General features: G+C 72.0%; 27 protein-coding genes. 9 read left to right on the top strand and 18 right to left on the bottom strand.

Translation table 11 applies throughout. The features are described 5' to 3' along the window. Positions 1 to 106: 106 nt before the first annotated feature. From QHG49_RS24910 to QHG49_RS24890, 5 genes are all read right to left on the bottom strand, one after another. The gene (locus tag QHG49_RS24910) at positions 107 to 940 is read right to left on the bottom strand and encodes a helix-turn-helix transcriptional regulator (protein WP_145485029.1); all 834 of its coding nucleotides are present in this window, start codon (positions 938 to 940) and stop codon (positions 107 to 109) included. Next, positions 937 to 1,446, bottom strand: coding sequence for a DUF6879 family protein (locus QHG49_RS24905; RefSeq protein ID WP_159700838.1), 510 nt, complete (start codon positions 1,444 to 1,446; stop codon positions 937 to 939). Before QHG49_RS24905 ends, QHG49_RS24910 begins: the two co-directional genes overlap by 4 nt. After that, positions 1,433 to 1,648, bottom strand: coding sequence for a hypothetical protein (locus QHG49_RS24900; RefSeq protein WP_199573455.1), 216 nt, complete (start codon positions 1,646 to 1,648; stop codon positions 1,433 to 1,435). The genes QHG49_RS24905 and QHG49_RS24900 overlap by 14 nt, the downstream gene beginning before the upstream one ends. Before the next feature lie 129 nt (positions 1,649 to 1,777). Beyond that, positions 1,778 to 2,053 (bottom strand): DUF397 domain-containing protein, encoded by a 276-nt coding sequence (locus QHG49_RS24895; RefSeq protein WP_301491385.1) that lies wholly within the window; start codon positions 2,051 to 2,053, stop codon positions 1,778 to 1,780. Next, positions 2,025 to 2,858: a helix-turn-helix transcriptional regulator gene (locus QHG49_RS24890; protein ID WP_145485185.1), complete on the bottom strand. Its 834-nt coding sequence runs from the start codon at positions 2,856 to 2,858 to the stop codon at positions 2,025 to 2,027. The genes QHG49_RS24895 and QHG49_RS24890 overlap by 29 nt, the downstream gene beginning before the upstream one ends. Positions 2,859 to 3,020: 162 nt before the next feature. On the opposite strand from QHG49_RS24890, the gene QHG49_RS24885 reads away from it, so the two are divergent. Both QHG49_RS24885 and QHG49_RS24880 read left to right on the top strand, forming a co-directional pair. Continuing rightward, positions 3,021 to 3,248 carry a hypothetical protein gene (locus QHG49_RS24885; protein WP_145485032.1) on the top strand — a complete coding sequence of 76 codons (228 nt, stop codon included), beginning with the start codon at positions 3,021 to 3,023 and terminating at the stop codon, positions 3,246 to 3,248. After that, entirely contained in the window at positions 3,245 to 3,691 is a 447-nt protein-coding gene (locus tag QHG49_RS24880) for an ATP-binding protein (RefSeq protein ID WP_159700844.1), read from the top strand. Before QHG49_RS24885 ends, QHG49_RS24880 begins: the two co-directional genes overlap by 4 nt. 40 nt (positions 3,692 to 3,731) lie before the next feature. On the opposite strand, the gene QHG49_RS24875 is transcribed toward QHG49_RS24880, so the two are convergent. From QHG49_RS24875 to QHG49_RS24855, 5 genes are all read right to left on the bottom strand, one after another. Next, positions 3,732 to 3,968, bottom strand: a complete 237-nt coding sequence (locus QHG49_RS24875) for a hypothetical protein (RefSeq protein WP_145485034.1) — start codon at positions 3,966 to 3,968, stop codon at positions 3,732 to 3,734. A gap of 62 nt (positions 3,969 to 4,030) precedes the next feature. After that, positions 4,031 to 5,251, bottom strand: coding sequence for an MFS transporter (locus QHG49_RS24870; protein WP_301491383.1), 1,221 nt, complete (start codon positions 5,249 to 5,251; stop codon positions 4,031 to 4,033). Positions 5,252 to 5,389: 138 nt separating this feature from the next. After that, on the bottom strand, positions 5,390 to 6,349 hold the full coding sequence (locus QHG49_RS24865; RefSeq protein WP_370530586.1) for an endonuclease/exonuclease/phosphatase family protein: 960 nt from the start codon (positions 6,347 to 6,349) through the stop codon (positions 5,390 to 5,392). 273 nt (positions 6,350 to 6,622) lie between these two features. Next, the gene (locus tag QHG49_RS24860; protein WP_236576260.1) at positions 6,623 to 7,252 is read right to left on the bottom strand and encodes a TetR/AcrR family transcriptional regulator; all 630 of its coding nucleotides are present in this window, start codon (positions 7,250 to 7,252) and stop codon (positions 6,623 to 6,625) included. A 229-nt stretch (positions 7,253 to 7,481) separates the two neighbouring features. Next, on the bottom strand, positions 7,482 to 9,068 hold the full coding sequence (locus QHG49_RS24855) for an MFS transporter (RefSeq protein ID WP_186337772.1): 1,587 nt from the start codon (positions 9,066 to 9,068) through the stop codon (positions 7,482 to 7,484). Between the two features lie 228 nt (positions 9,069 to 9,296). Here QHG49_RS24855 and panB point away from each other — a divergent pair, with 228 nt between their 5' ends. Next, the gene (gene panB, locus QHG49_RS24850; protein WP_145485037.1) at positions 9,297 to 10,163 is read left to right on the top strand and encodes a 3-methyl-2-oxobutanoate hydroxymethyltransferase; all 867 of its coding nucleotides are present in this window, start codon (positions 9,297 to 9,299) and stop codon (positions 10,161 to 10,163) included. Positions 10,164 to 10,281: 118 nt separating this feature from the next. Here panB and QHG49_RS24845 read toward each other — a convergent pair whose 3' ends face one another. Next, positions 10,282 to 11,160 (bottom strand): class I SAM-dependent methyltransferase, encoded by an 879-nt coding sequence (locus QHG49_RS24845; protein WP_301491381.1) that lies wholly within the window; start codon positions 11,158 to 11,160, stop codon positions 10,282 to 10,284. 104 nt (positions 11,161 to 11,264) lie between these two features. On the opposite strand from QHG49_RS24845, the gene QHG49_RS24840 reads away from it, so the two are divergent. Together QHG49_RS24840 and QHG49_RS24835 are read left to right on the top strand one after the other, a co-directional pair. Then, complete coding sequence (locus QHG49_RS24840) at positions 11,265 to 12,290, top strand: ATP-binding cassette domain-containing protein (RefSeq protein ID WP_159700855.1); 1,026 nt, start codon at positions 11,265 to 11,267, stop codon at positions 12,288 to 12,290. After that, positions 12,287 to 13,153 carry an ABC transporter permease gene (locus tag QHG49_RS24835; protein ID WP_301491380.1) on the top strand — a complete coding sequence of 289 codons (867 nt, stop codon included), beginning with the start codon at positions 12,287 to 12,289 and terminating at the stop codon, positions 13,151 to 13,153. Before QHG49_RS24840 ends, QHG49_RS24835 begins: the two co-directional genes overlap by 4 nt. A gap of 15 nt (positions 13,154 to 13,168) precedes the next feature. Here QHG49_RS24835 and QHG49_RS24830 read toward each other — a convergent pair whose 3' ends face one another. Further along, positions 13,169 to 16,795, bottom strand: coding sequence for a BTAD domain-containing putative transcriptional regulator (locus QHG49_RS24830; protein WP_301491379.1), 3,627 nt, complete (start codon positions 16,793 to 16,795; stop codon positions 13,169 to 13,171). Between the two features lie 35 nt (positions 16,796 to 16,830). Further along, a complete protein-coding gene (locus QHG49_RS24825; protein WP_301491378.1) occupies positions 16,831 to 16,992 on the bottom strand; it encodes a hypothetical protein in 162 nt (53 codons plus the stop codon). 313 nt (positions 16,993 to 17,305) lie between these two features. On the opposite strand from QHG49_RS24825, the gene QHG49_RS24820 reads away from it, so the two are divergent. Continuing rightward, a complete protein-coding gene (locus tag QHG49_RS24820; protein ID WP_159700864.1) occupies positions 17,306 to 18,112 on the top strand; it encodes a site-2 protease family protein in 807 nt (268 codons plus the stop codon). Here QHG49_RS24820 and QHG49_RS24815 read toward each other — a convergent pair. Both QHG49_RS24815 and npdG read right to left on the bottom strand, forming a co-directional pair. Next, positions 18,102 to 18,308 (bottom strand): hypothetical protein, encoded by a 207-nt coding sequence (locus QHG49_RS24815; RefSeq protein WP_145485043.1) that lies wholly within the window; start codon positions 18,306 to 18,308, stop codon positions 18,102 to 18,104. The two genes, QHG49_RS24820 and QHG49_RS24815, sit on opposite strands and share 11 nt — an antisense overlap. Positions 18,309 to 18,410: 102 nt before the next feature. After that, the gene (gene npdG, locus QHG49_RS24810) at positions 18,411 to 19,115 is read right to left on the bottom strand and encodes an NADPH-dependent F420 reductase (RefSeq protein ID WP_145485044.1); all 705 of its coding nucleotides are present in this window, start codon (positions 19,113 to 19,115) and stop codon (positions 18,411 to 18,413) included. 117 nt (positions 19,116 to 19,232) lie between these two features. Between npdG and QHG49_RS24805 the strand changes: the two genes are divergently transcribed. Further along, positions 19,233 to 20,510, top strand: coding sequence for an MFS transporter (locus QHG49_RS24805; protein ID WP_301491377.1), 1,278 nt, complete (start codon positions 19,233 to 19,235; stop codon positions 20,508 to 20,510). Here the strand turns inward: QHG49_RS24805 and QHG49_RS24800 are convergent, their stop codons facing one another. Then, on the bottom strand, positions 20,511 to 20,765 hold the full coding sequence (locus QHG49_RS24800) for a hypothetical protein (protein ID WP_145485046.1): 255 nt from the start codon (positions 20,763 to 20,765) through the stop codon (positions 20,511 to 20,513). A gap of 62 nt (positions 20,766 to 20,827) precedes the next feature. Between QHG49_RS24800 and map the strand changes: the two genes are divergently transcribed. Both map and QHG49_RS24790 read left to right on the top strand, forming a co-directional pair. After that, on the top strand, positions 20,828 to 21,685 hold the full coding sequence (gene map, locus QHG49_RS24795) for a type I methionyl aminopeptidase (protein WP_145485047.1): 858 nt from the start codon (positions 20,828 to 20,830) through the stop codon (positions 21,683 to 21,685). A 158-nt stretch (positions 21,686 to 21,843) separates the two neighbouring features. After that, entirely contained in the window at positions 21,844 to 22,491 is a 648-nt protein-coding gene (locus tag QHG49_RS24790) for a heme oxygenase (biliverdin-producing) (RefSeq protein WP_301491376.1), read from the top strand. Positions 22,492 to 22,516: 25 nt separating this feature from the next. On the opposite strand, the gene QHG49_RS24785 is transcribed toward QHG49_RS24790, so the two are convergent. Together QHG49_RS24785 and QHG49_RS24780 are read right to left on the bottom strand one after the other, a co-directional pair. After that, entirely contained in the window at positions 22,517 to 23,161 is a 645-nt protein-coding gene (locus QHG49_RS24785; protein ID WP_159700870.1) for a PhzF family phenazine biosynthesis protein, read from the bottom strand. A 533-nt stretch (positions 23,162 to 23,694) separates the two neighbouring features. Next, complete coding sequence (locus QHG49_RS24780) at positions 23,695 to 25,209, bottom strand: HtaA domain-containing protein (protein WP_301491373.1); 1,515 nt, start codon at positions 25,207 to 25,209, stop codon at positions 23,695 to 23,697. Positions 25,210 to 25,211: the final 2 nt, after the last annotated feature.

Here is a 25,211-nt window from a genome sequence, read left to right as displayed (position 1 = left end):
CATTTGGTGCCGCCCCTTGGAAATCACAGACGGATACTACTCATCGCAGCGAATCAGTCACAAAAGGCGACGGGCGGTCTGGCCTCGGTCGACCAGGGGAAGTCGTTCAGCGCGTGCTGCAATGCCTCAAGAACTCGTCCCGGACGCCCTCGACAAGGCCCCGCATGTCGTCGCCGTAGAGCGCCACCGCGGCGAACCTGTCGAACGTGTCGACGTACGTCTGGACATCCCGCGGGTCCCGTGTCGTCACCTCCGAGTGGAAGGTCTCGACAATGACGAGGCTGTCGTCGTGGATGCTGAAACAGGTCATGGGGAAGTCCGGTTTCCGGCCCGCTTGGGGGGCGACGCCGACGCGGACGGCGGGGAGCCGTGACAGGGAGACGAGCCGGTCGAGTTGGACGGCCATGACGGTGGGCTCGCAGATCAGCCACCGCAGCACGTGTTCGCAGATGACGAAGTGGAACGACCGCCCGTCCTCGTACAGTGCAGCCTGCCGCTCCAACCGGGCCGCCACGGTCCGCGCCCTGGTCTCGTCCGGCAGAGCCGGTGGCAGGGAGAACACCGCCGTGGCGTACTCGGGGGTCTGGAGGAGGCCGGGGATGAGCTGTCCCTGGAAGAGCCTGAGCGCCTTCGTCTTGGCTTCGATGCCCTTGATCGTGTTCTGGTGCTTCCAGGCTCCCATGCGACGCAGCAAACGCCATGCCTTGGCTTCCGTGGCCTCGGCCCGCGCCGCCGCGAGGAACTGTTCCTTGGCCTCTTCGGACACCCCGAGGGCGGACAGGACGAGGTCGACGTCCTGCACCGTGGGCATGGTCCGGCCGTTCTCGATCTTCGAGAGCTTGGCCGCGGACATGGAAGCCTTGCGGGCGACCGTGCTGCCGGTCAGTCCCGACGCCTCGCGCAATGCCCGCAACGCTCTTCCGAGGGATTCCGTGGTCAGTGGTGCCGCTCCCAGTAGCGCGCGAACGGCACGGCCCGGGAGAGCGCCAGGTCCTGATATCCCCGGTACTCCGGGAAGCGGTCGGCGGGCAGGAGTTCACCGCCGAGGAACCGGCCGTCGGGGGTGTAGTGCATCCGGTACACGTCACGGTCGTCGAAGAGCCAGAAGTCATGGTCGGGCAGACCGTTTACGTTCTGTTCGGCGAGGTCGATGACGCCGATCGCCTCGCCGGCCTTGATGTTGCCGGGGTAGGCCGCCAACTCGTAGCGCAGATAGTCGGTCAGCGGGGAGCGCAGGACGTGGACGCGGGACACTCGCTTGCCCTTGTCGGTCATGGACCGCACCCACGGGTTGTCGTCCCACTCCGGACCCATGTCCTCGCCGGCCAGGAAGCGCGCGATCTCCTCGCGCTCCTCCTCCACGTCGTACTCGGCCAGCGTCTCCAGCCGGAACGCGGTCCGCTCGAATGTCTCGAAAAGGCGCCCGAACTCCTCACCGGTGAGCACGGAAGTACTCCTCCAGTACGGCCGCGGGGACCGCGACCGCCGTCTCGCCCTCGGGCAGGTCAAGCTGCGCCAGCCGCTCAGAGTCGTTGATCACGTAACCCTGTACGACGTACTCCTTGCCGTCGGCCGTGCTCCACAGGGTGGGGCAGGTGCCGTTCTTGCAGTCCGGGTCTCCCGAGAGCTTCCGCAGCGGTGCGCCCACGGCGTCCCTCTCCTGTCGACAGGTTTGGTCAAGCCGATGCTCCCGACCTGTCGACTACCGGGTCAAGCTCCTCGGCTTTCCAGTACAGGAAACCCGGCGGGCAACCGGCCGAGCCCGGACGACACGGTTCTACTTGAGCGACCCGATGAACGGGGCCCAGGCGGTGGCCGTCAGGAGGAGGGCGGGGCCGTCGGGGACCTTGGAGTCGCGGACCGGGACGAGGCCGGGGACGTTGTCGGCGATCTCCACGCAGTTGCCGCCGCCCCCGTTGCTGTAGCTCGACTTGCGCCAGAGGGCGGCGCCGGGGAAGTCGGTGGCAACTTCCAGGCAGTTGCCGCCGTCACCATTGCTGTAGCTGCTCTTGAGCCAGAGCGCGTCACTCAAGTCGATCCGGTTGCTTGCCATTTCGGTAATCCTCTGCCGCGGCTTTGATCAGGTCGAGGGACGCCTCCGGAGACAGCGCGACGGCCCTGAGGCGATCGTACGACCTGCGGTACTCCTTCACGATCGCCGGATCATCGATGGTGTCGCCGCTGTGCACCGCCTCCGTGTAGAACAGCGGCGGCGCGTCAGGGAACGTCATGATCATCGCCGGGCCGGTCATGAGCGGATGCGTACCAATTTTCCGCAGGATGAGCTGCGGAGTGATCCGGCGCCGTTCGGTCAGCTCCACGATCCGGTCCAGCTGTTCGGCCATCATCGGAAACGGCAGGATCGGGTCGGTGATCAGCGACTCGTGCAGGATCGTCCAGTACTCGGGGACCCGGTGGTCCACCTCAAAGAGCTCGGCTCGCGCCATCCTGCCGTTGACCTTCGCCGCCACCTCCTCCTCTAGGGACAGCGGAAGCTCCGCCAGGATGACGGCTCGCGCGTAGGCGGGTGTCTGAAGCAGCCCCGGAATGAGGATCGGGCACCACTCCTCGATGGTCAGAGCGAACTTCTCCGCCTCCAGAACCTTCTCGAAGTACGCGGCATGTCCAGATCTCCTGGCCTTCTGCACGTCCTCGCAGTTCCGCTCGAAGAAGCCGTCGGTCTCCAGGGTCCGATCCGCATGCCGCGCCAACTCGATCGGCATCCTGCGCTGACCGTGCTCGATGTCGCTGAGGTAGGTCTTGCCGAAGTAGCTGCCCTTCAGGAACGTCTCCAACGACAGCCCCGCCGCCTCCCGCTTCCACCGCAACTCCTTGCCGTAGAAGGTCGGAACGCTCATCGAGCCGTCGATGTCCTTACGCCGAACCACGCGCTCACCGCCGTAACTCACCGTGCCGATTCCGCTGTTCGCGCCGTGGACGCGAAACGTCTTCCACCGTAGCGAACCAGGCGACACGCTGTGAGGTGTTCGTCACACAACGCACAGAAGGCTGGATACCCCATGTCCGACCACTCCCCCACCGCCCCCTACGACGTCGTCCTCTGCGTGGAGCAACTCCGCGCCGCCCTCGCCCTGCACAACATCAAGCTGCCCTCCCTGTCCGTCCATCTGCCGAGTTTCGCGGGGAAGTACGGACGGACGCAGGGGCTCGTCACGCTGGGGAACTGCAACATGGACATGGCGCGGGCGCTCACCGTCGTGCTGAAGAAGTCGGCGGCCGAGGAATGAGGGCGGTCGACCTGCACCTGGCGGCCACGCCGAAAGCCGTACCGGAGCTGCGTCATCGACTCCACGGGTACGACTACGACGTCCGCCTGTGCGCGACAGAGTTGCTGACGAACGTCATCGAGCACGTCGGCGACGGAACTCCGGTGCGGGTGAGGGTCATTGCCCTCGGCATTCCCACCCGCACCCGCATCGAAGTGACCGATCCGGACCCACGCGGAATGCCCACGGTTGTGTCGGCGGCCGAGACGGCGGAGTGCGGGCGGGGGCTCGTCCTCGTGTCCGCGCTGGCTGAGCGGTGGGGGGTGGAGCGCGGGCCCGGGGGCAAGACGGTCTGGTGCGAGGTGGTCCGGGGGCGGGAGCCGGCGGGCTTCGGCGAGATGGCGGTGCGGGGGTGCCTCACCCGGCCCTCACCCGGCCCTGACCCGGCCCTCACCCGTCCATGACCCGTCCATGACCCGGCTCCGACCCGCCCCTGACCCGGGGTCACCCGTGATGCGCGATGAGCGAGCCGACCACGAAGACGACCAGCAGGACCAGACCGGCCAGCGCCCCGAGGATCGCGGAGCGGTCGGAGCGTGCCCGGTGGTCGTGGTCCAGTTCCCGGTTGTCCCGGTCCCGGAGGCGGCGGTGGAGTTCCGTCGCCGTCGGGTCGGCGGCCGCTTCCCGCTCCCCTCTCCGGACCAGGCGGGCGAGGTCGCGGTCCGTGGGCTTCCGGGTCATGGCGCACCTCGTGGTCGGCGGGGTAGCCGCATCGTCGCACAAGGTGACGGCCGTCACGAGGATCAGGAGCGCAGGGCCTCGGAGTCCTCGGACCGGTGCAGGTGCGAGGTGACGACGCGGCCCGTCGAGGGGAGCGCGCGGCGGCGGTCCACCGTGTACGCCGCCCCCGCCACGCCCAGACCCAGCACCGCCAGCGCCGCGCCCGCGAGGGCAGGGGACGTCGTGCCGTAGCCCGCGGCCAGGGCGATGCCGCCCACCCAGGCGCCGCCCGCGTTGGCCAGGTTGAAGGCGGCCTGGTTGGCGGAGGAGGCCAGGGAGGGGGCGGCCGTGGCCTTTTCCATCACCATCAGCTGGAGGGGCGAGCCGGTGACGAACGCGGCCATGCCCAGCAGGGTGACCGCCAGCGCCGCGCTCCACTCCGCCCTCATCAACAGGGGGAACAGGGCCAGGACCACCGCGAGGGAGACCAGGCCGCCGAACAGGGTGCCGCGCAGGGAGTGGTCGGCCAGGCGGCCGCCGAGGAGGTTTCCGGCGGTCGCGCCGACGCCGAACAGGGCGAGCAGGAGGGTCACGCTCGTCTCCGCGTAGCCCGCCGCGTCCGTCAGCATCGGCGTCACGTAGCTGTAGGCCGCGAACAGGGCGCCGAAACCCGCCACCGTCGTACCGAGCGCCAGCCACACCGGCAGGGAACGCAGCGCGGCCAATTCGCCGCGCAGGCCGGTCGCGGAGGCGTGGGTGTGGTCGTGCGGGATCAGGAGGGCCAGGGCGGCGATCGCGGCGAGGCCGATCGCGCTCACGCCGAGGAAGGTGGCCCGCCAGCCCAGGTGCTGGCCCATCAGCGTGGCCGCCGGGACGCCCGCGATGTTGGCGACCGTCAGGCCGAGGAACATCAGGGAGACCGAGCGCGCCTTGCGCTCCGGCGGGACCATGCCGGTCGCCACCACCGCGCCCACCCCGAAGAACGCCCCGTGCGGCAGCCCGCTGAGGAAGCGCGCGGCGAGCAGGGAGCCGTTGCCGGGGGCGAACGCGGACAGCGCGTTGCCCACCACGAAGAGGGCCATGAGGGCGATCAGGACCGTACGGCGGGACATCCGGGCGGTGACGGCGGCCAGCAGCGGGGCGCCGATGACGACGCCCAGCGCGTACGCCGAGACCAGGTGCCCGGCCGAGGGTATGGAGATGTGCAGGTCGGACGCGACGTCGGGAAGCAGTCCCATCATCACGAATTCGGTCGTTCCGATTCCGAAGGCGCCGACGGCCAGCGCGAGCAGGGCCAGGGGCATGGAGGGGCCTGTGCCTTTCGGGAGCGTAGGGGGAGAGCGTCGTACCACGGGACGTGTCGTACCGGGCACGCGCCGTACCAGGGACGTGTCTAAGTTCAGGTACGGAACAAAGCCTCTCAGGCCCGCTATTCCACGAGGTTACGAGGGCGTGTCCAGGTTCACACGGGCCGCCACCGGCAGATGGTCGCTGCCCGTGCGCGGCAGGGTCCAGCTGCTCTCCGGTTCGACGCCCTTGACCATGATCTGGTCGATGCGCGCCATCGGGAACGCGGCCGGCCAGCTGAACCCGAAGCCGCTGCCCGCCGCGCCCTGGGTGGAGCGCAGCTGGGAGGTGACGCCGTTGAGCGAGCGGTCGTTCATGGTGCCGTTGAGGTCGCCGAGGAGGATGACCCGGCTCAGGGTCTCGTCGGCCACGGCCTCGCCGAGCGCGTCGGCGCTGGTGTCCCGCTGCCGGGCGGTGAAGCCGGCCTTCAGCTTCACCCGCACCGAGGGCATGTGGGCGACGTACACCGCGACCGGCCCCTCGGGCGTGGTCACGGTCGCGCGCATCGCCCGCTTCCAGCCGAGCTTGATGTCCACGGCCTGTACGGAGGTCATCGGGTACTTGCTCCACAGCCCGACCGTGCCCTCGACCGCGTGGTACTTGTACGTCGGCGCGAGCGCCTGCTCGTAGACCGACACCTTGGACGCGGGGATCTCCTCCAGCGCGAGGATGTCGGCGCCGGAACCGGCCACGGCGCGGGCGGTGCCGACCGGGTCGGGGTTGTCGGCGTTGACGTTGTGCGTGGCCACCATCAGCTCGCCGCCGCCGCCCGACTTGTCGGTGAGCAGCCCGCCGAAGAGGTTGAGCCAGACGATCGCCGGCAGGAGTACGGCGATGAGCGTGATCGCCGACCTGCGCCACAGGCCGAGCAGCAGCAGGACCGGCACGAACACGCCCAGCCAGGGCAGGAACGTCTCGGTGAGGCTGCCGAGGTTGCCCACGGTGTTGGGCACGTGCGCGTGCAGCAGCATCACCAGGGCGAGCAGCAGCGCGAGCGCGGTGAGGACGGCGCCCCGGCGCCAGATGCCGGGGTCGTTGCGCCAGGGGGCGAGCATCCGGTGCAGCAGGTGCCGGAGCCGGGATCCCGGCCGCTCGGGCCCCGAGCCGCCGTCCGCCGTCTCCGTCATGTATGCCTGCTGCGCCATGCCGTCTGCCTCACTGCCCGCCGTGCACACCGTTCGCCCCCCACGTCCGACCCTAGGGGATGAACGGCTCCGTTCTCGCCGTCCCATGACGGCCGTACGGAAGACGATGACGAACGGGTGGCGCGGGGAGTTCCGGTCAGCGGGGCGATGCGGGTGGTCTGTGACAAAACATGCACATCAGCGCTACGAGACTGTGGAGCTGACGGGTCGTAGCCCTTCCAGAGTGATGTCCACGACGCGTTCCGCCAGGTCCTCGGGCAGGTCGCCGTCGGGGCGCATGACGGTGCGTACCAGCATGGCGCCGACGAACATGTCGTTGGCCAGGTCGAGGTCGATGTCGGGGCGCAGTTCGCCGTCGCGCTGGCCGCGCCGCAGCACGTCGAGCATGAGGACGCGCCGGGGGGCGACGACGCCCGCGTGGTAGGCGGCCCAGATGCGGGGGCTGGACTTCATCTGCACGTACACGTTGTGCAGGATCGCCGAGGAGCGGCTGACCAGGCCGCGCCGGCGCAGGGACTCCAGGATGACGATCAGGTCGTCGCGCATGGAGGTGCCGGGGAGTTCGGGGTCGGGCGGTTCGGCGGCGCGCAGGACGTCGACGAACAGTTCCTCCTTGCCGCTCCAGCGGCGGTAGATGGTGGCCTTGCCGACGCCGGCGGTGCGGGCGATGCGCTCGATGGAGAGTTCGGCGAGGGGTACGCCGTCCTCCAGGAGCTGCATCACGCCCTCCAGGATGGCCTGTTCCGCGGCCTCGCTGCGGGGGCGGCCCCGGGCGGGTCCGGCCGGGCAGGACCGGTTGTCGGCAAAGCTCACGTCGATCCGTCCTCTCACTGTGCTGCGGGAATTCTCCCGCAGCCGCCTCCTCCCCCCGTGGAGCCGCCGTCGAGCCGTTCATGGGCGCGGGCCCGGTGCGCCGTCCGTCCGGCCGGCACACCGGGCCGGGTGCGGGGCCGGTGCCCCGCCCCTGGCCTCAGTCCAGGGCGTGATCTCAGCCCAGGGCGTGGCCTCAGTCCAGGGCGTGATCTCAGCCCAGGGCGTGGCCTCAGTCCAGGGCGGCGACCAGCTCCTGCTCCTCGCCCTCCTGCTCGCCCGCGCGCGTCCTGCCGGGCAGGTACAGGGCGGTGATCACGGCGCCGATCAGGGCCACGCCCGCGCCCCAGAAGGCGGTGACGTGCATGGCGTGCAGGAAGGCGTCGTCGGCCGGGCCGACCAGGAGCTTGCCCTGCGGGCCGAGCTTCTGGGCGATGCCGAGGGTGGCCTCGATGGAGTCGCCGGCCTTGTCGCGCAGCCCGGCGGGCAGCACGGCGAGCTTGTCCTCGATGCCGTTGCGGTAGGCGGTGGCGAGCACCGAGCCGAGGACGGCGATGCCGAGGGCGCCGCCGACCTGGCGGAAGGTGTTGCTCAGCGCGGAGGCGGAACCGGCCTTCTCGCGGGGCAGCGCCTGCATGATGACGACGGAGGTCGGCGTCATGATGTGCGCCATGCCGGTGCCCATCAGGAAGAAGATGACCTCCAGCAGCCAGATCGGCGTGTCGGCGTCGAAGGTGGCGAAGGCCGCCAGGGTGCCGGCGATCACCACCAGGCCGGCGGTCGTGGTGGCCTTGTTGCCGAACCGCTGGACCACCAGGCGGGCACGCGGCGCGAAGATCATCTGCGCGGCGGCCAGCGGCAGCATCAGCACGCCGGACTGGAGCGGCGAGTAGCCCCGCACGCTCTGGGTGTAGAAGACCGAGAAGAAGGTGACGCCCATCAGCGCGAAGAAGACCAGCGCGATGGCGGCCATGGCGCTGGAGAACACCTTGTTCTTGAAGTAGCTCACGTCCAGCGAGGGGTGGTCGCTGCGCTTCTCGAACACCACGAACGCGGCGAGGACGACGACGCCCGCGCCGATCGTGGCGAGCACGGTCGGGTCGGTGAAGTCGGCCAGCTGACCGCCCTTGATGATGCCGTAGACCAGCAGGACGAGGCCGACGACGGACAGGACCACGCCGATCGGGTCGAGGCGGCCCGGGCGCGGGTCGCGGGAGTCGGGGACGAGCCAGATCATCAGCACGAGCGCGATGATCACGATCGGCACGTTGATGAAGAAGACCGAGCCCCACCAGAAGTGGTCGAGGAGGGCGCCGCCGGTGATCGGGCCGATGGCGATGGCGAGGCCGACGCCGCCGGCCCAGATGCCGATGGCCTTCGGCTGCTCCTCGCGCTCGAAGACGTTCATCAGGACGGCCAGCGTGGCCGGCATGACGAACGCGGCACCGAGGGCCATCAGCGCGCGGTAGGCGATCAGCTGGCCCGGGGAGCCGGACTCGGCGGCGAGGGCGGAGCCGATGCCGAAGACGGCGATGCCGCCCAGCAGCACCTTCTTGCGGCCGAGGCGGTCACCGATCAGACCGGAGGTGAACAGCAGGCCCGCGAAGACCAGGGTGTACGCGTTGATCGCCCACTCGATCTGGCTCTGCGTGGCGCCCAGGCCGACGGGGGCCGGGGTGGAGATGGTCTTGATGGCGACGTTCAGGATCGAGTTGTCGAGCACCACGATGAGCAGGCTCAGCATCAACACGCCGAGGATCGCCCAACGGCGGCGGTGCACCGCCTCCGGTATGCGGGAGGCAGGGACGGAAGTTGTCATGCGTTCGAGCGTAGGGGGATTCCGATACGGAACCGTCTCGTATCGGAACTTCTTTACGGAGAACTTACCCGTTCGAGGGCTTGACGTTGCCCGGAGTGGAGGGCCCGGTCGGGCCACGGTGGAGGATCACGGGGACCCCTCTGGCCCTGCTTGGCACGAGGTGCCACCATGGAGGGGATCCGGGGACGCCGTCAGGGCGCCTCGAGATGACTTGAAGGAGCCGTTGCCATGACGCAGCTTTCGGCTGCCCAGAACAAGCCCTCCGACGGCAGCAAGGCGCTGTACGGGGGCAAGGGCACGCGCCGCATCACGGTCCGCGACATCGCCCTCGCCAAGGAACGCGGCGAGAAGTGGCCCATGCTCACCGCCTATGACGCGATGACCGCGTCCGTCTTCGACGAGGCCGGCATCCCGGTCCTGCTGGTCGGCGACTCGGCGGGCAACTGTCACCTCGGCTACGACACGACGGTGCCGGTCACCCTCGACGAGATGACGATGCTCTCGTCGGCCGTCGTCCGGGGCACCAGCCGCTCCCTGATCGTCGCCGACCTGCCCTTCGGCACGTACCAGGAGGGCGCGACGCAGGCGCTGCGCTCGGCCACCCGGCTGGTCAAGGAGGCCGGGGTCGGCGCGGTCAAGCTGGAGGGCGGCCAGCGCTCGCACGAACAGATCCGGCTGCTGGTCGAGGCCGGCATCCCGGTCATGGCCCACATCGGGCTGACCCCGCAGTCCGTCAACGCGATGGGCTACCGCGTACAGGGGCGCGGCGAGGAGGCGGCCGCGCGGATGCTCCAGGACGCCAAGGCCGTCCAGGACGCGGGCGCCTTCGCCGTCGTCCTCGAACTGGTCCCGGCCGAGCTGGCCGCCGAGGTGACGCGCTCGCTTCAGATCCCCACGGTCGGCATCGGCGCGGGTCCCGACACCGACGCGCAGGTCCTGGTCTGGACGGACATGCTGGGCCTGACCTCCGGGCGGGTCCCGAAGTTCGTCAAGAAGTACGCCGATCTGCGCGAGGTGATGGGCTCCGCGGCGAAGTCCTTCGCGGAAGACGTGGTCGGCAGCGCGTTCCCGGCGGAGGAGCACTCCGTCCACTGACCCCCGGACCACCACGGCACCACCGGCAGCCCCGCTGATCTTCCCCCGTCAGCGGGGCTGCCCCCTTTCACGGCCGGATGTCAGCTTCCCCGCCGAATATCGGCTTCGCGGCCGTATGTCAGCGGCGCTCCGCGACCGCGACGCGCCCCGAGTCCAGGGAAGTCCGGTTCCGGGCCGGGGTGCCGAGGGAGCGGGCGAGGGCGAGGAGGCCGTCGTCGGAGATCACGTGCAGGCCGTACTCCGTGAGCAGGGCGGCCATTCGCTCCGGTGTCCACAGGGAGCGCCAGGGTTCGCCGGCGGTGGCGGAGTGGCCGAGCAGGCGGGCCAGCAGCCGGCCGGCGGTGGCCTTCGGGGAGGGCGTCTGGTAGTTGACGACCAGGGTGCTGCCGGGGGCCGTGCGGGCGGTGAGGGCGGTCAGGGTGGCGCGGACCTGGTCGCGGGTCAGGTAGGGGACGACGCCCTCCCACAGCCAGGCCGTCGGCGCCGAGGGGTCGTGGCCGGCGGCGTCCAGGGCCGCGCCGAGATCGTCGACGGCGAAGTCGACCGGGGTGAACCGTACGGAGCGGGCGGCGGTCGGCAGTCCGGGACCGGCCTCGGCGAGGCGGGCGCGCTTGTCTCGCTGGGAGGCGGGGTGGTCGACCTCCCAGACATCGGTGCGGGCCAGCTCCGGCAGCCGCCAGGCGCGGGTGTCCAGGCCGGCGCCGAGGATCACCAGCTGACCGGTCGCGCGGGCGCGCAGCGCCTCGTCGATCGCGACCGTCCGCGGCCCCACCACCTCGGCGCACGCCCGCACACTCTCGTACGCCGTGCGCGCCCGCCAGCCCTGCGGCGGGGTTCCCGCGCGCACCTCGTCCACCCGTGCGCGCTCCTCGGCGCGCAGCAGCCGCACCGCCACCGGGTCGGCGAACCGGCCCACCGCCGCCCTGCCGTCCGCGGCGGCCCGCCCCTGGCAGACGAGTACCGCCGTACGGCTCGCCGCGCGCTCCCTCTCGCTCATGGGGCCCGATTCAACACCACCGGCCATCGCCCGCCGAGGGGCTGTCGGCGTGCTGTCGGCACGCTGTCGGTGGTTTGTCGGTGGGGCCTGGCACTGTCAAGGGCATGACGCGAATCGATGAGAACCCCGGCGGCGGACGCAACGCCGTGACTGTGCGGGGACTGGTCAAGCACTACGGCGAGACCAAGGCGCTGGACGGCGTCGACCTGGATGTGCGCGAGGGCACCGTGATGGGCGTGCTCGGGCCGAACGGCGCCGGCAAGACCACGCTGGTGCGGATCCTGTCGACCCTGATCACCCCGGACGCCGGGCAGGCGACGGTGGCCGGGTACGACGTCGTACGACAGCCCCGGCAGCTGCGCAAGGTGATAGGGCTGACCGGCCAGTACGCCTCCGTGGACGAGAAGCTCCCGGGCTGGGAGAACCTGTACATGATCGGCCGGCTGCTGGACCTGTCCCGCAAGGACGCCCGCACCCGCGCCGACGAGCTGCTGGAGCGGTTCTCCCTGACGGAGGCCGCCAAGCGCCCGGCGAGCACGTACTCCGGCGGTATGCGCCGCCGGCTGGACCTGGCCGCCTCGATGATCGGCCGCCCGGCCGTGCTCTACCTGGACGAGCCGACGACCGGCCTCGACCCCCGCACCCGCAACGAGGTGTGGGACGAGGTCCAGGCGATGGTCGGCGAGGGCGTGACCGTGCTGCTCACCACCCAGTACATGGAGGAGGCCGAGCAGCTCGCCTCGGAGCTGACCGTGGTGGACCGCGGCAAGGTGATCGCGACCGGCGGCATCGAGGAGCTGAAGGCCCGGGTCGGCGGCCGCACCCTGCGGGTGCGCCCGGCGGACCCGCTGGAGCTGCGCCCGCTCGCCTCGATGCTGGACGAGCTGGGCATCACCGGGCTCGCGGCCACCACCGTGGACAGCGAGACCGGCACCCTGCTGGTGCCGATCCTCAGCGACGAGCAGCTGACCGCCGTGGTCGGCGCGGTCACCGCGCGCGGTCTCACCCTCTCCTCCATCACCACCGAACTGCCCAGCCTGGACGAGGTGTTCCTCTCCCTCACCGGCCACCGCGCCGGCGACACCCAGGACGCCAAGCCCGCCGACGCCCGCCAGGAGGTCGCCGTATGAGCGCCCACCCGTCTCCCACCACCACCCTGAACGAGGCGCTGCGCGCCGCACCTTCGGGCACCACCACTTCCGCCGCGGACGACGTCCGGATCCCGCTGCGCGGGCACCTGCGGCACACCGGCGCGCTGATCCGGCGCAACCTGCTGTGGATCCGGCAGGACCCGGAGTCCATGTTCGACGCGCTGCTGATGCCGATCGTCTTCACGCTGCTGTTCGTGTACGTCTTCGGCGGCTCGATCGGTCAGTCCCTCGGCGGCGGCCAGGAGAGGTACGTCCAGTACGTCATCCCCGGCATGCTCGCGATGATGAGCATGACCCTGTCCCAGGGCGTCGGCACCGGCTTCAGCCAGGACTTCAACAGCGGGGTGATGGACCGGTTCCGGACGCTGCCGATCGGGCGCGGCTCGGTGCTGTTCGCGAAGATCGCGGTGGAGCTGGGCCGGATGCTCTTCGCGACCGCCATCCTGATGGTCGTGGCCGTGCTGGTCGGCTTCCACATCACCAGCTGGCCGGGGCTGTTCGCCACGGTGGGCCTGTCGGCGCTGTTCGCCTCCTCGATCATGTGGGTGTTCCTCACCCTCGGCGTGCTCCTCAAGAGCGCGCAGTCCGTGCAGGGCGTGGGCTTCCTGGTGCTGTTCCCGCTCCAGTTCGGCTCCTCGATCTTCGCGCCGACCGCGTCGATGCCGGGCTGGCTCCAGGCCTTCACCGACTACAACCCGCTGTCCACGCTCGCGGACGCGGCCCGGGGGCTGATGATCGGCGGCCCGGTGGCGCACGATCTCTGGGTGACCGTGGGCTGGTCGGTGGCGATCACCGCGGTGATGGCGCCGTTCGCGATCCACAAGTTCCGCACGAAGAGCTGACGTTCGCTGCGTACGTCACATCAGGGCGGTGGCCTCCACGAGGGAGAGGCCACCGCCTTCGGCGTACGCCCTCGCGTACGACTCCTCGTCCAGCGCCTCGCGGATCTGGGCCTCGGTCATGTCGCGGGCCCGGCGCTCCATGCCGGAGGCGACATGCCCCGCGGGCAGCAGCCGGTCGGCGGCGGCCAGCGCGCGGGCGGCGTCGGCGGCACGGGCGCCGGAGTCGACGCGGGCGAGCGCCATGGCACCCACGGTGAGGGCGGTGGAGGGCAGTTGGGGGATGACGGCCTCGGCGAGCGGGTCGGTGGTGTGCCCGAGCGTGGTGCGGATCTTTTCCAGCGCCTCCTCGTGCAGTCCGTCCATCGCGTCCACCCAGGCTTCCTGGCAGAGCAGCAGCGCGTCGAAGACGACGAAGTTGGCGATCCTGAACTCCTCGCGCAGCAGCTGAAGTTGCTCACGGGCCTCGGGGGTGCGGTCCTCCAGGCCGAGCCAGCAGGCCAGGAAGAGCCGGGCGACGGGCATCGCCTCGCTGTGCGCGGCGTCCTGGCTCTCGACGACCTCCCACAGCAGCCGTTCGCCCTCCTCCAGCTCGCCCGACTCCATGAGCACGCTGCCGAGCCGGGCGCCGAGCACGGCGGTCTGGGCGCGGGCACCGAGGCGTTCGGCGTGCTCGATGGCGGCGCGGTAGTCGGCGGCGGCCGCGCCGTACAGGCCCTTGCGCTCATGGGACTCGCCGCGCGCGGACAGCGCCTCGGCGGTGCCCCAGTCGTCGCCGAGACGGCGGTAGATCTCCAGTGCCTCGTCGGCGTCGCGGGTGGCGTCGCCGGCCCAGGCGGTGCGGTTGGCGAGGAAGTTGGCGCGCATCTGGAGGGCGCCGGCCAGCTCCCACTCGAAGCCGGGGGTGTTGCGGCAGGTCTCCACGTTGGCGTCGGCGATCGTCCGTACCCGCTCTCCCCCGCCGGTGAGCATCACCGCGAAGAACCACACCATGCCGGGCGACCGGCAGGTCTGCGGCATGCCCTCCTCGTATGCCTGGGCCACGGCGCGCAGCTTGGCCTGCGCCGCGGGGGTCTGCCATGCCTCCAACTCGGTGTCCATGCAGGCGAGATGGGCGAGGTGGACCCCGCGCCGGGCCTCCAGGAGGACCTCGCCGGCGTAGGGCGGCGGGGCGTCGTTGCAGCGCCGCCAGACCGGTTCGGCGCGGCGCACCGGTTCGGCGAAGGGGTCCGGGCCGAGCGCCATGACCTCACGGCACCAGGTGCGGGTCTCCAGGCGCTGGTCCCGCATCTGCCAGAACCACACCAGGGACAGCACCAGGCACAGCCCCTCCTGCTCGTCGCGGGCGGCGACGGCGTGCCTGAGGGCGGTGCGCAGGTTCTCGTACTCCGCCTGGAAGCGTCCGATGGCGGCGCGTTGCCCGGGACCGCGCAGCAACGCGTCGGTGGTGCGGGCGAGTTCGCGGTAGTACGTCAGATGGGCGCGCTCGGCCCCGGCGCGGTGGCCGGTCTGGGCGAGCCGCTCGGTGGCGTACTCGGCGACGGTCTCCAGGAGGCGGTAGCGCATGGTGCCGTCGGCCGCGGGGGCGGCCACCACCAGGGACTTGTCGACCAGGGAGCCGAGGGCGTCCAGGGCGGCGGACCCGCACACGGCCTCGGCGGCGGCCAGGTCGCAGCCGCCCGCGAAGACGGACAGCCGGGCGAGCACCTCGCGTTCACCGGCGTCCAGCAGGTCCCAGGACCAGTCCACGACGGCGCGCAGGGTCTGCTGGCGGGGCAGGACGGTGCGGCTGCCCGAGGTGAGCAGCCGGAACCGGTCGTCGAGGCGGTCCGCGATCTGCCGGGGCGTCAGCATCCGCAGCCGGGCCGCGGCCAGTTCGATGGCGAGGGGCAGTCCGTCGAGGCGGCGGCAGATCTCGGCGCACGCCTCCGGGTCGTCCTCGACGCGGAACCCGGGCCGCGCCGCCGCGCCGCGCTCGGCGAACAGGCGCAGCGCGACGGGTTCCGGCAGCGGCTCCACCGGGCGCACCAACTCCCCCGGCACGCCGAGGGGTTCGCGGCTGGTGGCGAGGACGGTCAGTTCGGGGCAGCGGGCCAGCAGCCGTTCGGCGAGGTGGGCGGCGGCCTCGATGACGTGCTCGCAGTTGTCGAGGACGATCAGCATCCGGCGCCGGGCGCAGTGCTCCACCAGCCGGTCCAGCGGGTCGTGTCCGTCGACCACCGCGCGCATGCTCTCGGCACCGGCGCCGTGCAGCACGGTCTCGCGGGCGCCGATCGCGGTGAGGACGGCCTGGGGTACGGCGTCGGGGTCGTCCACGGGCGCGAGTTCGGCGAGCCACACGCCGTCGCGCACAAGGTGCCGTACTGTCTCCGCGGCCTCCTGGGAGAGCCGGGTCTTGCCCGCGCCGCCGGGCCCGAGCAGGGTGACGAGGCGAGCGGTTTCGAGGTCGGCGGCCAGGGCCGCGAGGTCGGTTTCCCGGCCGACGAAGGAGGTGAGACGGGCGGGGAGGTTGCCCTGGGCGGGCGCGTCGGGGGTGTGGGGCCGGTCGGGGGCCTGGGACGGGCCGGGTGCCTCGGACCGGCCGAACGGGTCGTACCGGCCGGATGTGTCGTACCTGTCGAACGTGTCGAGCCTGTCGGACGCGTGGGAAGGGCCGGACGGGTGGGAAGGGCCGGACGGGTGGGAAGGGCCGGACGCATGGATCCGGTCGGGCGCAGGGGAAAGGCCGGACACGCGGGAAGAGCCGGACGCGTGGGAACGGCCGTCGGGGGTACGTCGGTCGGGGTGGGCGCCCCGGACGGCATCGCCGGTCCGGCCGTCGGCCATGGCGCCCCCGCCGCCCCGTGCGCCGTCTCCGGGTCTGTCACCCCGGCCCCAACTGCCGCGCGCCGCGCCGGAGTCACGCCCGGATCCGCCGTCCGCGCCCAGCAACTCCGCGTGCAGCGCCCGCAGTTCGGCTCCCGGGTCGGAGCCCAGCCGGTCGGCGAGGAGTCGTCGTACGTCCTCGTAGCCGGCGAGGGCCTGGGCCGGGCGGCCGAGGTCGCGCAGGGCGCGCAGCCGCAGCGCCTGGAGGGGCTCGTCCAGCGGGTGGGCGTCGCACAGGGCGGTCAGTTCGGGCAGGGCGCTCTCGGCCTGGCCGAGGGCGAGCGCGGCGGTGTGCCGGGCGCGCTGCGCGTCCAGGCGCCGGGTCTCCCAGCGGGCGGCCTCGGCGGTGCGGTCGGGCAGATCGGCGAGGGCCTGGCCGTGCCACAGCGCGAGGGCGTCGTCCAGCAGACCGGCGGCCTTGGCGGGGTCGCCCTCGGCGAGGGCGGCGAGGCCGTCGCCGGTCAGCCGGTCGAAACGGGTGAGGTCGATGTCGTCGGCGGAGGCGGCGAGCCGGTACCCGCCGTCGGCGGAGGCCACGGCGTCCGCGCCGAGCGCGCGCCGCAGCCGGCCCACGAGCGCCTGGAGCGCGCCGGCGGCGTCGGCGGGCGGTTCCACGCCCCAGACCTCGTCCACCAGCACGCCCACGGGCACGGTCCGCCCGGCCCGCAGCGCCAGCACGCTGAGCAGCGCGCGCAGCCGCGCTCCGCCGACCGGGACGGCCGTACCGTCGGGGCGGAGCGCCTGGGTGGGGCCGAGAAGGCGATAGCGCACGGGGTCCATTGTCTCCGGAGGCTCGGGAAGCGGTCAGGGGGTGGTCACCGGACGCGGCGGGCGCTCCCGGTGAGGTCCGGGGTGACGAGGACGCCCACGGTACGACGGATCCGGCGCGGGCCGTCCACGGAGCCGGGGCCGGTCTCCTCCTCCCGTCCCGGGCGGCCGTCGGCGCACCACCTCGGGCTGCCGTCGGCGGACTCCATTGTCACCGACCCGGAGCCGGGTCCGAGGCGCACCCCCGGGAGGCGGCGCCCCGGAAGGCCACAGGCGTAGACCTTGCCCGCGGGAACAGGAGTACACGAGCACGGGAGTACCCGACTTCACGGATGCACGAGCACACGGGTGCACGAGTTCGAACGCCCGCGCGTACTCTTCCGTGGCATTCACCCACTCTCCAGGAACCGGACGGCGCGTGCGAGACGTTTTCCGCGTGTCGGCCGGGGTCGTCCCGCGCGCCGATCCGCCCACCCGGCCAACCCGCCCGCTCAACCCTTTCGCCCAGCTCAGGAGCCGCTCATGACCACCGCCACCACCCGACGATCCGGCGGCGACCGGAGGATCAGCCCGGTGTTCATCGGGATCCTGGCCGTCGCGGCGGTGGCCGGCTGGGCCACCTGGACCGGGTTCGCGGCGCGGCCGGGCGTCGCGGTGTTCCTGTTCGTGACCGCCGCCTGGGTCGTCTCCCTGTGCCTGCACGAGTACGCGCACGCGCGCACCGCCCTGCACAGCGGCGACATCACGATCGGCGCGAAGGGCTATCTCACGCTGAACCCGCTGAAGTACACGCACGCGCTGCTGAGCATCGTGCTGCCGGTGCTGTTCGTGATCATGGGCGGGATCGGTCTGCCGGGCGGCGCGGTGTTCATCGAGCGGGGCCGGATCCGGGGCCGCGTCCGGCTGAGCCTGATCTCGGCGGCGGGCCCGCTGACGAACGCGCTGTTCGCGGTGGTGTGCACGGCGCCGTTCTGGCTGCACGCGCTCGACGGGGTGCCGATGGTCTTCCGCTTCGCGCTGGCCTTCCTCGCGCTGCTCCAGGTGACGGCGGCGCTGCTGAACCTGCTGCCGGTGCCGGGTCTCGACGGGTACGGCGTGCTGGAGCCGTGGCTGCCGTACGGCGTGCGGCGGCAGGTGGAGGCGTTCCCGATGTTCGGGCTGCTGATCGTGTTCGCGCTGCTGTGGATCCCGTCGCTGAACATCGCGTTCTTCGGGCTGATCCACGACATCCTGCGCGGGCTCGGGGTCGACTCGGCCTACTCGGACTGCGGGTACTGGCTCTACCGCTTCTGGAGCGGCACCCCGGAGGTGTGCGTGGTCAGCCCGTGACCGGCCCGTCCTGGAGGGCGGCCCGGTCCTGCGCGGCGGCGCGGGCGCGCTTGACGTAGTACCAGGTCATGTTGGACGCGAGGCCCGCCAGCAGCACCCAGACGATCCCCAGCCAGCTGCCCTGCACGAAGGAGACGACGGCCGCGGCCAGCGAGAGGACGCAGACGACGAGGGTGTAGAGGGCGATGCGGGGCATGTCGGGCGGCTCCTGTCGGGGGACACTGCTACGGCGAACAGTGTCCCCCATGGCCATGGCCGGCTCACAGGAAGGTCGGCCCCGGCTTGCCGGACGAACGGCTCACACGTCGGTGAGCCGGAGCCCCGCGTGCGCCTTGTAGCGGCGGTTGACCGAGATCAGGTTGGCGACCAGCGACTCCACCTGGTGGGCGTTGCGCAGCCGGCCCGCGAAGATGCCGCGCATGCCGGGGATGCGCCCGGCGAGCGCCTGCACGATCTCCACGTCGGCGCGCTCCTCGCCGAGCACCATGACGTCGGTGTCGATCCGCTCGATCTCGGGGTCCTGGAGCAGGACGGCCGACAGATGGTGGAAGGCGGCGGCGACCCGGGAGTCCGGGAGCAGGGCCGCGGCCTGCTCGGCGGCGCTGCCCTCCTCGGGCTTGAGCGCGTAGGCGCCCTTCTTGTCGAAGCCCAGCGGGTTGACGCAGTCCACGACGAGCTTGCCGGCCAGGTCGGCGGCGAGCGACTTCAGCGTGTCGCCGTGCCCGTCCCACGGTACGGCGACGATCACGATGTCACTGCGGCGCGCGGCCTCGGCGTTGTCGGCGCCCTCGACGCCGTGGCCGAGCTCGTCCGCGGCGGCCCGGGCGCGGTCGGCGGACCGGGACCCGATGATCACCTTCTGCCCGGCCCTGGCGAGCCGGTAGGCGAGTCCCTTGCCCTGCGGCCCGGTGCCGCCGAGCACGCCGACGACGTACCCGGAGACGTCGGGCAGGTCCCAGGGATCCTTGGCGGGGGCCTTCTGTGCGCTGTCGGTAGAGGTCATGGGGCGACTCTACGTCGCCGGGTGCGCACGGTGACCGGGAAGAGCGGGGACGAGATCGGGACGGCCGGCGGAGAAAAGCAGTTGCCTCCGCACCCCCCTCGTCCGGAGCATGCCCAGGTGACTTCCGCGCTGCTTCCCGATCTTGCTCCCTGGCGGGCCTCCGTCGACTTCCGGCGGTTGTGGAAGTCGGGGCTGATCAGCGGCTTCGGCAGTTTTCTGACCCTGGTCGCGCTGCCCGTGCAGTTGAAGGGCCTGACGGAGTCCACCGCGGCCGTCGGAGCGATCGGCGCGGTGGAGCTGCTGCCGCTGATCGTGTGCGGGCTGTACGGCGGCGCGCTGGCCGACGCGCTGGACAAGCGGCGCCTGATCCTGTGGACGGAGGCCGGGCAGGGGCTGCTCAGCGCGGTGCTGCTGCTCAACGCCCTGCTCCCGGGCCCCGCGATCTGGCCGCTGTACGCCGTCGCCGCGCTCTCCTCCGCGCTCGGCGCGGTGCAGCGCCCGGCCCTGGACTCGCTGTGGCCGAGGATCGTCGCCCATGACGACATGGCCGCCGCGGCCTCGCTGAACTCGCTGCGCTGGACCGTGGGCGGTGTCGCGGGCCCGGCGCTCGCCGGCGTGGTCGTGGCGTACGCGGGCCTGGGCTGGGCGTACGCCGCCGATGTGCTGACCTTCGCCGTGTCGCTGGCGTACATCGTGCGGATCGCGGCCTCCCCCGCCGCCCACGAGGCCGCGAAGCCCTCGCTGCGGGCGATCGCGGAGGGCGCCCGGTACGCGTGGAGCCGCAAGGAACTCCTCGGCACCTATGTCGTGGACCTCGCGGCGATGTCCCTGGCGATGCCGCTCGCGGTGCTGCCGTTCCTCGCCGACGAGCTGGACGCCGACTGGGCGCTCGGGCTGATGTACGCGAGCATCCCGGCGGGGGCCCTGCTGATGAGCCTGGTCAGCGGCTGGTCCTCGCGGGTGCACCGGCACGGCCTGATGGTGGTGCTGGCGGCGGCCGGCTGGGGCCTGTCGGTGACGGCGGCGGGGCTGACCCGGCACGTCTGGCTGGTGCTGCTCCTGCTCGCCGTCGGCGGCGCGTTCGACATGGTCAGCGGCATCTTCCGGTCGGCCATGTGGAACCAGACGATCCCCGACGAGCTGCGCGGCCGGCTCGCCGGGATCGAACTGCTGTCCTACTCCGTGGGGCCCCAGCTGGGCCAGGTCCGCGCGGGCGGCCTCGCCGCGTGGCTGGGCCTGCGCACGTCCGTCGCGAGCGGCGGCCTGGCCTGCGCGGGCGTGGTGGGCCTGCTCGCGCTGTGCCTGCCGGGCCTCATGACGTACGACGCGCGGACGAACGCGCACGCGGTGCGGATGCGGGAGCGCCGCGCCGAGGCCGCCGCCGCGAGGGCGTGATCACTTCCCGTCGGGGTCCCCGGAGTCCGACGGGGAGGCGTCCGTCGGGGAGGCGTCGCGCCACCGCGGATCGTTCTCCCACTCCAGATTCCGCTCGGCCGCCGCCTCCATCGCGTGCTGGGCCTCCTGCGGGGAGGCGTACGGCCCGAACCGGTCCTTGCCCGGACAGTCCGGCCCCTCCTCGACCTTCTTGTGCTCCAGGCAGTAGTACCACTCACCCGGCTTGCCCACGGTTCGCTTCTTGAACAGGGCCATGGACTGCTCCTCTCACCGACCAACGACATGTTCCCCCATGTCCGCTGGATAGACTCGCCGGTATGTCTGGCCAGTCGCTGCTCGTACCGGGGGAACAGTCCCCCATTCGCTCCGTCCCGGGGAACATCCGTCGCCCCGAGTACGTCGGCAAGCCCGCGCCGACGCCGTACACCGGACCCGAGGTGCAGACCCCGGAGACCGTCGAGGCGATGCGGGTCGCCGGGCGGATCGCCGCGCGGGCGATGGAGGAGGCCGCGAAGATCATCGCGCCCGGGGTCACCACGGACCAGCTGGACAAGGTGGCCCATGAGTACATGTGCGACCACGGCGCCTACCCGTCCACGCTCGGCTACCGCGGCTTCCCCAAGTCCCTGTGCACCTCCGTCAACGAGGTCATCTGCCACGGCATCCCGGACTCGACGGTCCTGCGGGACGGCGACATCGTCAACCTGGACGTGACCGCGTACATCGGCGGGGTGCACGGCGACAACAACGCCACGTACCTGGTCGGGGACGTGGACGAGGAGTCGCGGCTGCTGGTGGAGCGCACCCGGGAGGCCCTGAACCGGGCGATCAAGGCGGTCAAGCCGGGCCGGCAGATCAACATCATCGGCCGGGTCATCGAGTCGTACGCCAAGCGGTTCGGCTACGGCGTGGTGCGGGACTTCACCGGGCACGGCATCAACTCGTCGTTCCACTCCGGCCTGATCATCCCGCACTACGACAGCCCGCACGCCACCACGGTGATGCAGCCGGGCATGACCTTCACCATCGAGCCGATGCTGACCCTGGGCACGCACGAGTACGACATGTGGGAAGACGGCTGGACGGTCGTGACGAAGGACCGCAGGCGCACCGCGCAGTTCGAGCACACGCTGGTGGTCACGGACGACGGCGCGGACATCCTGACCCTGCCCTGACCGCCCCGCCCTGCCCCGCCCGCTCCGAGGAGAACCCGCCCCCTGCCAGGGCGGGTTTTCTCTTGTACGATTTTACCGACACACTGTCGGGAAAGGTACCGACATGAGGTCGGTAAAGCCATTGACTTAGGTAAGCCTTACCTTAGAGGATGTGCCTCATGGACTCTTTCTCGCGCCTCATCCGCACCGCGTCCCACGAACAGCACACGGAGGCGGAGACCTCGACCTTCATGAGCGATCTGCTCGGCGGCCGGCTGGGCGTGGACGCCTACGCCCGCTACACCGAGCAACTGTGGTTCGTCTACGAGGCACTGGAGAGCGCGGCCGAGCGACTGGCCGGCGACCCGGTGGCCGGCCCGTTCATCCGGCCGGAACTGCTGCGGCTCGCCGCCCTGGAGCAGGACCTGGCGCATCTGCGGGGCCCCGACTGGCGGGCGGGCCTGAGCGCCCTGCCCGCGACCCGGGCGTACGCCGACCGGGTGCGCGAGTGCGCCGAGGAGTGGCCCGGCGGTTACGTCGCCCACCACTACACCCGCTACCTGGGCGACCTGTCGGGCGGTCAGATCATCCGCGACCGCGCGGAGAAGACCTGGGGCTTCGCCCGGAAGGGCGCCGGGGTGCGCTTCTACGTCTTCGAGGAGATCTCCAACCCGGCCGCGTTCAAGCGCGAGTACCGGGAACTGCTGGACGGGATACGGGCGGACGACCTGGAGAAGCAGCGTGTCACGGCCGAGTGCAAGCGGGCGTTCGCGCTGAACACGGCCGTCTTCCACGCCCTGGGCGAGGAGTTCCCGCTCTCCGCCTGACCCTCCTGGAGCGCGCCCGGCCGGGTCAGCGCTCCAGGCACACCCGGCCACCCAGCTCCACCCAGCCCGCCGGCTGCGGCGCGGTGAGCAGCTGGGAGCCCTTGCCCTGGGTGATGTTGAGGGCGCGGTCGAGACGTCCGGTGAGCTGGAGCGCGGCCGCGCCCGTGGCCTCGTCCTCCTCGATGCCGTCACCGCGGCCGGGGAAGCCCCGGGCCCGGATCCGCCCGGCCGCCTCGTCCTCCCACGCCCAGGCGTACAACCAGTCGCCGGGAGGCGGTACTTGGAGCGCGTCGACCTCGGCGGGGGTGGCGTACCGGCGCAGGGTGCGCGGCGCGGCCCACTCCGGGCGGGCCTCGATCCAGCAGAACTCGCCGTCCTGCCGGGCGCCCACCGTCCCGGCCGGGACGACGAGTTCGGGCACGTCCAGCAGCCAGGCGGCGCCGACGCACGGGTACCCGGCGAACGGCAGCCGGGCGGAGGGCGTGTAGATGTCGATCACGCCGCGCTCGGGGTCGTCCACGAACACGGTCTCGCTGAAGCCGAGTTTGGCGGCGAGCGCCTGCCGGTCGGCGCGCTCGGGCAGCGTGGAGCCGTCGCGGACGACGCCGAGCTCATTGCCGTAGCCGCCGTGCGGTGCGCAGAAGACGCGCAGTACGTCGTAGTCAGTCACCGGGGAATTGAAACACCGCGCGCGCCGCGAGCGCGTCCCGGACGGCGGCAGCGGTACGACGCCTGCCGGCCGCCGCCGCGGTGGAGGCCGAGGCTGGCGCCGGGCCACTCCCGCAGGAGGTTCTCGGTCCAGCTGCCGGGCTGGAACCGGGTGCGCGGGGCCGGTTCCCAGCGGCCGTCGGCGAGCGCCCGGCTGTGCGCACCCGGCAACTGACCGCAGGCGTACGCCCGTCGGCGCGGTGGAGGTGGGGGCCGGGGCAGCGGGGCGCGCTTCCGGTGACCGAGCGGCCGAGCGGCAGGGGCCGTTCGCCCTGCCGCAGCAGCGGCCGGCCGTCGGCGGTGGTCTCGAAGCGCGGGGGCGGCGGGCCCGGCCGGTCCGTGATGTCCGGTACCAGGCGCCCCGGCCCCGGCGGCCCCCGCGCGCTGCCCGCGTGCCCGGTCCTCTCCCCCGCCGCGAAACGCCCCGAGGGCAGGAGACGGCCCGGTCCTGAGCGTCCAGGACCGGGCCGCCGGTCTTGTTTCCGATCCCCTGCCTTACGCCTCGGCGCCCGCCGGGCGCCGCCTGCGGACCGCGATGACCACACCCGCGCCCGCCGCGACGGCGACCGCGGCCGCCGCGCCCAGGGCGCCGACCGGGGCGTCGGAGCCGGTGGCGGCCAGGCTGCCGCCGGCCACGCCACCGCCGCCGACGGTGGATCCGGTGCCGGTGCCGCCGGTCGTACCGGCGCCGCCCGCCGTGCCGGTACCGCCTCCGGTGCCCCCGGTGCCCCCGGTGCCCCCGGACGACGTGCCCGTGCCGCCGTTGCCGGAGGGCAGGTCGGCGTCGTCGGTCAGGGCCACGGACAGGGCGACCGGGTCGAGCACGGTGCCCTTGGTGTAGTAGCCGCTGAACGCCTTGGCGCCCGCGTCGGTGAGCGTGGCGGTGACGCCGTTGACCGTGATGACGTCGTTCTTCGCGGTGAGACCGGTGGACTTGGCCTTCAGGTCGGCCAGCACCACGTCCTCGGACTTCTTGCCGAGGCTCGTGACATCGGCGGTCAGCGTGCCGGTGCCGTGGTTCAGCTTGGCGTGCAGATCGCTGAGGGTGAGGTCGAGGCCGTACGTGCCGTTGCTCTCGTGGCCCTTGAAGTTCACCGCGCCCTTGAAGGCGGCGGCGAGGGTGCCGGCCTTGGTGTCGTAGCTGCCGGTGGCGCCGGGGAAGGTGAACGCGCCGTTGCCGGACGCCTGCTTGGCGCCGCCCGAGGCGGTGATCTTCCCCTGGGCCGGGCCGCTGACGACGTAGGTGCGGAAGGTCTCCTTGACGCCCCAGCCGAGCGTGCCGTCGGCTATGGCGCCCTTGGTGGGAGCCGTGGAGGGGGACGCGGTCGGGCTCTTGGAGGGGGACCCGGTGGGCTTCGGGGTCGTGGTCTGCGTCGGCTTCGGGGTCGCCGTCCTCGTGGGCGTGGGGGCCGGGGTGGTGGTCTTCGTCGGTTCCGGCTCCGGGGACTGCTTCGGCGCGGCCACCGTCAGCGGGTCGCCGGCCGCGCCCGCGTAGGAGGAGCTGCCGAGGAAGGCGCCCGCCTCGGTGGTGAGCGTCGTGGCCAGGCCGGTCATGTCCGGGCCGGTCGGCGCGGCGACCTTGGCCAGCGGCACGTCCTGCTGCTTGGCGCCGCCGTCGGAGACCAGGTCGGCGGTGAGGGCGCCGGTGGCGCTGTCGTACTGGACGTCGGAGATCTCCCGGGTGAACCCGTGCAGCGTGGACTTGATGGTGAGGGTGCCCCGGAAGGCCAGGTGCACGGTGTGCTTGGCGCTGTCGTAGGTCCCCTTGCCGTCCGTGAAGGTGAAGGCGCCGTTGTCCGCGGCCTGGGAGGCGCCGTCGGTGGCGGTGAAGGTGCCCTGGGCGAAGCCGGTGACGTAGGAGCGGTACGACTGCTTGATGCCCCAGGTCAGCTGGTAGCCGGTGAGGGGGACGTCGGCGGCCGAGGCGGCGGTCGCGGTGAGGGTGCCGCAGCCGAGGGTGACCGCGACGGCGGCGGCGAGGGCGAGTCGTCTGGGGGTGATGGCGGACATGG

This window comes from Streptomyces sp. WP-1 (genome assembly GCF_030450125.1).
Classification (GTDB): domain Bacteria; phylum Actinomycetota; class Actinomycetes; order Streptomycetales; family Streptomycetaceae; genus Streptomyces; species Streptomyces incarnatus.
The sequence above is the reverse complement of the archived record's forward strand: the minus strand, read 5'-3'. Positions and strand labels throughout refer to the sequence as shown.

Bases quoted from the DNA above. Each gene is read 5' to 3' on its own strand.
- QHG49_RS24840 (WP_159700855.1), top strand. From the start codon at position 11,265: ATGACGCGAATCGATGAGAACCCCGGCGGCGGACGCAACGCCGTGACT.
- QHG49_RS24825 (WP_301491378.1), bottom strand. From the start codon at position 16,992: ATGGAGTCCGCCGACGGCAGCCCGAGGTGGTGCGCCGACGGCCGCCCG.
- QHG49_RS24845 (WP_301491381.1), bottom strand. From the start codon at position 11,160: ATGAGCGAGAGGGAGCGCGCGGCGAGCCGTACGGCGGTACTCGTCTGC.
- QHG49_RS24895 (WP_301491385.1), bottom strand. From the start codon at position 2,053: ATGGCAAGCAACCGGATCGACTTGAGTGACGCGCTCTGGCTCAAGAGC.
- QHG49_RS24820 (WP_159700864.1), top strand. From the start codon at position 17,306: ATGACCACCGCCACCACCCGACGATCCGGCGGCGACCGGAGGATCAGC.
- QHG49_RS24875 (WP_145485034.1), bottom strand. From the start codon at position 3,968: ATGACCCGGAAGCCCACGGACCGCGACCTCGCCCGCCTGGTCCGGAGA.
- QHG49_RS24870 (WP_301491383.1), bottom strand. From the start codon at position 5,251: ATGCCCCTGGCCCTGCTCGCGCTGGCCGTCGGCGCCTTCGGAATCGGA.
- panB (WP_145485037.1), top strand. From the start codon at position 9,297: ATGACGCAGCTTTCGGCTGCCCAGAACAAGCCCTCCGACGGCAGCAAG.
- QHG49_RS24790 (WP_301491376.1), top strand. From the start codon at position 21,844: ATGGACTCTTTCTCGCGCCTCATCCGCACCGCGTCCCACGAACAGCAC.
- QHG49_RS24780 (WP_301491373.1), bottom strand. From the start codon at position 25,209: ATGTCCGCCATCACCCCCAGACGACTCGCCCTCGCCGCCGCCGTCGCG.
- map (WP_145485047.1), top strand. From the start codon at position 20,828: ATGTCTGGCCAGTCGCTGCTCGTACCGGGGGAACAGTCCCCCATTCGC.
- QHG49_RS24885 (WP_145485032.1), top strand. From the start codon at position 3,021: ATGTCCGACCACTCCCCCACCGCCCCCTACGACGTCGTCCTCTGCGTG.
- QHG49_RS24880 (WP_159700844.1), top strand. From the start codon at position 3,245: ATGAGGGCGGTCGACCTGCACCTGGCGGCCACGCCGAAAGCCGTACCG.
- QHG49_RS24800 (WP_145485046.1), bottom strand. From the start codon at position 20,765: ATGGCCCTGTTCAAGAAGCGAACCGTGGGCAAGCCGGGTGAGTGGTAC.
- QHG49_RS24830 (WP_301491379.1), bottom strand. From the start codon at position 16,795: ATGGACCCCGTGCGCTATCGCCTTCTCGGCCCCACCCAGGCGCTCCGC.
- QHG49_RS24865 (WP_370530586.1), bottom strand. From the start codon at position 6,349: ATGCTCGCCCCCTGGCGCAACGACCCCGGCATCTGGCGCCGGGGCGCC.
- QHG49_RS24890 (WP_145485185.1), bottom strand. From the start codon at position 2,858: ATGAGCGTTCCGACCTTCTACGGCAAGGAGTTGCGGTGGAAGCGGGAG.
- QHG49_RS24815 (WP_145485043.1), bottom strand. From the start codon at position 18,308: ATGCCCCGCATCGCCCTCTACACCCTCGTCGTCTGCGTCCTCTCGCTG.
- QHG49_RS24835 (WP_301491380.1), top strand. From the start codon at position 12,287: ATGAGCGCCCACCCGTCTCCCACCACCACCCTGAACGAGGCGCTGCGC.
- QHG49_RS24855 (WP_186337772.1), bottom strand. From the start codon at position 9,068: ATGACAACTTCCGTCCCTGCCTCCCGCATACCGGAGGCGGTGCACCGC.
- npdG (WP_145485044.1), bottom strand. From the start codon at position 19,115: ATGACCTCTACCGACAGCGCACAGAAGGCCCCCGCCAAGGATCCCTGG.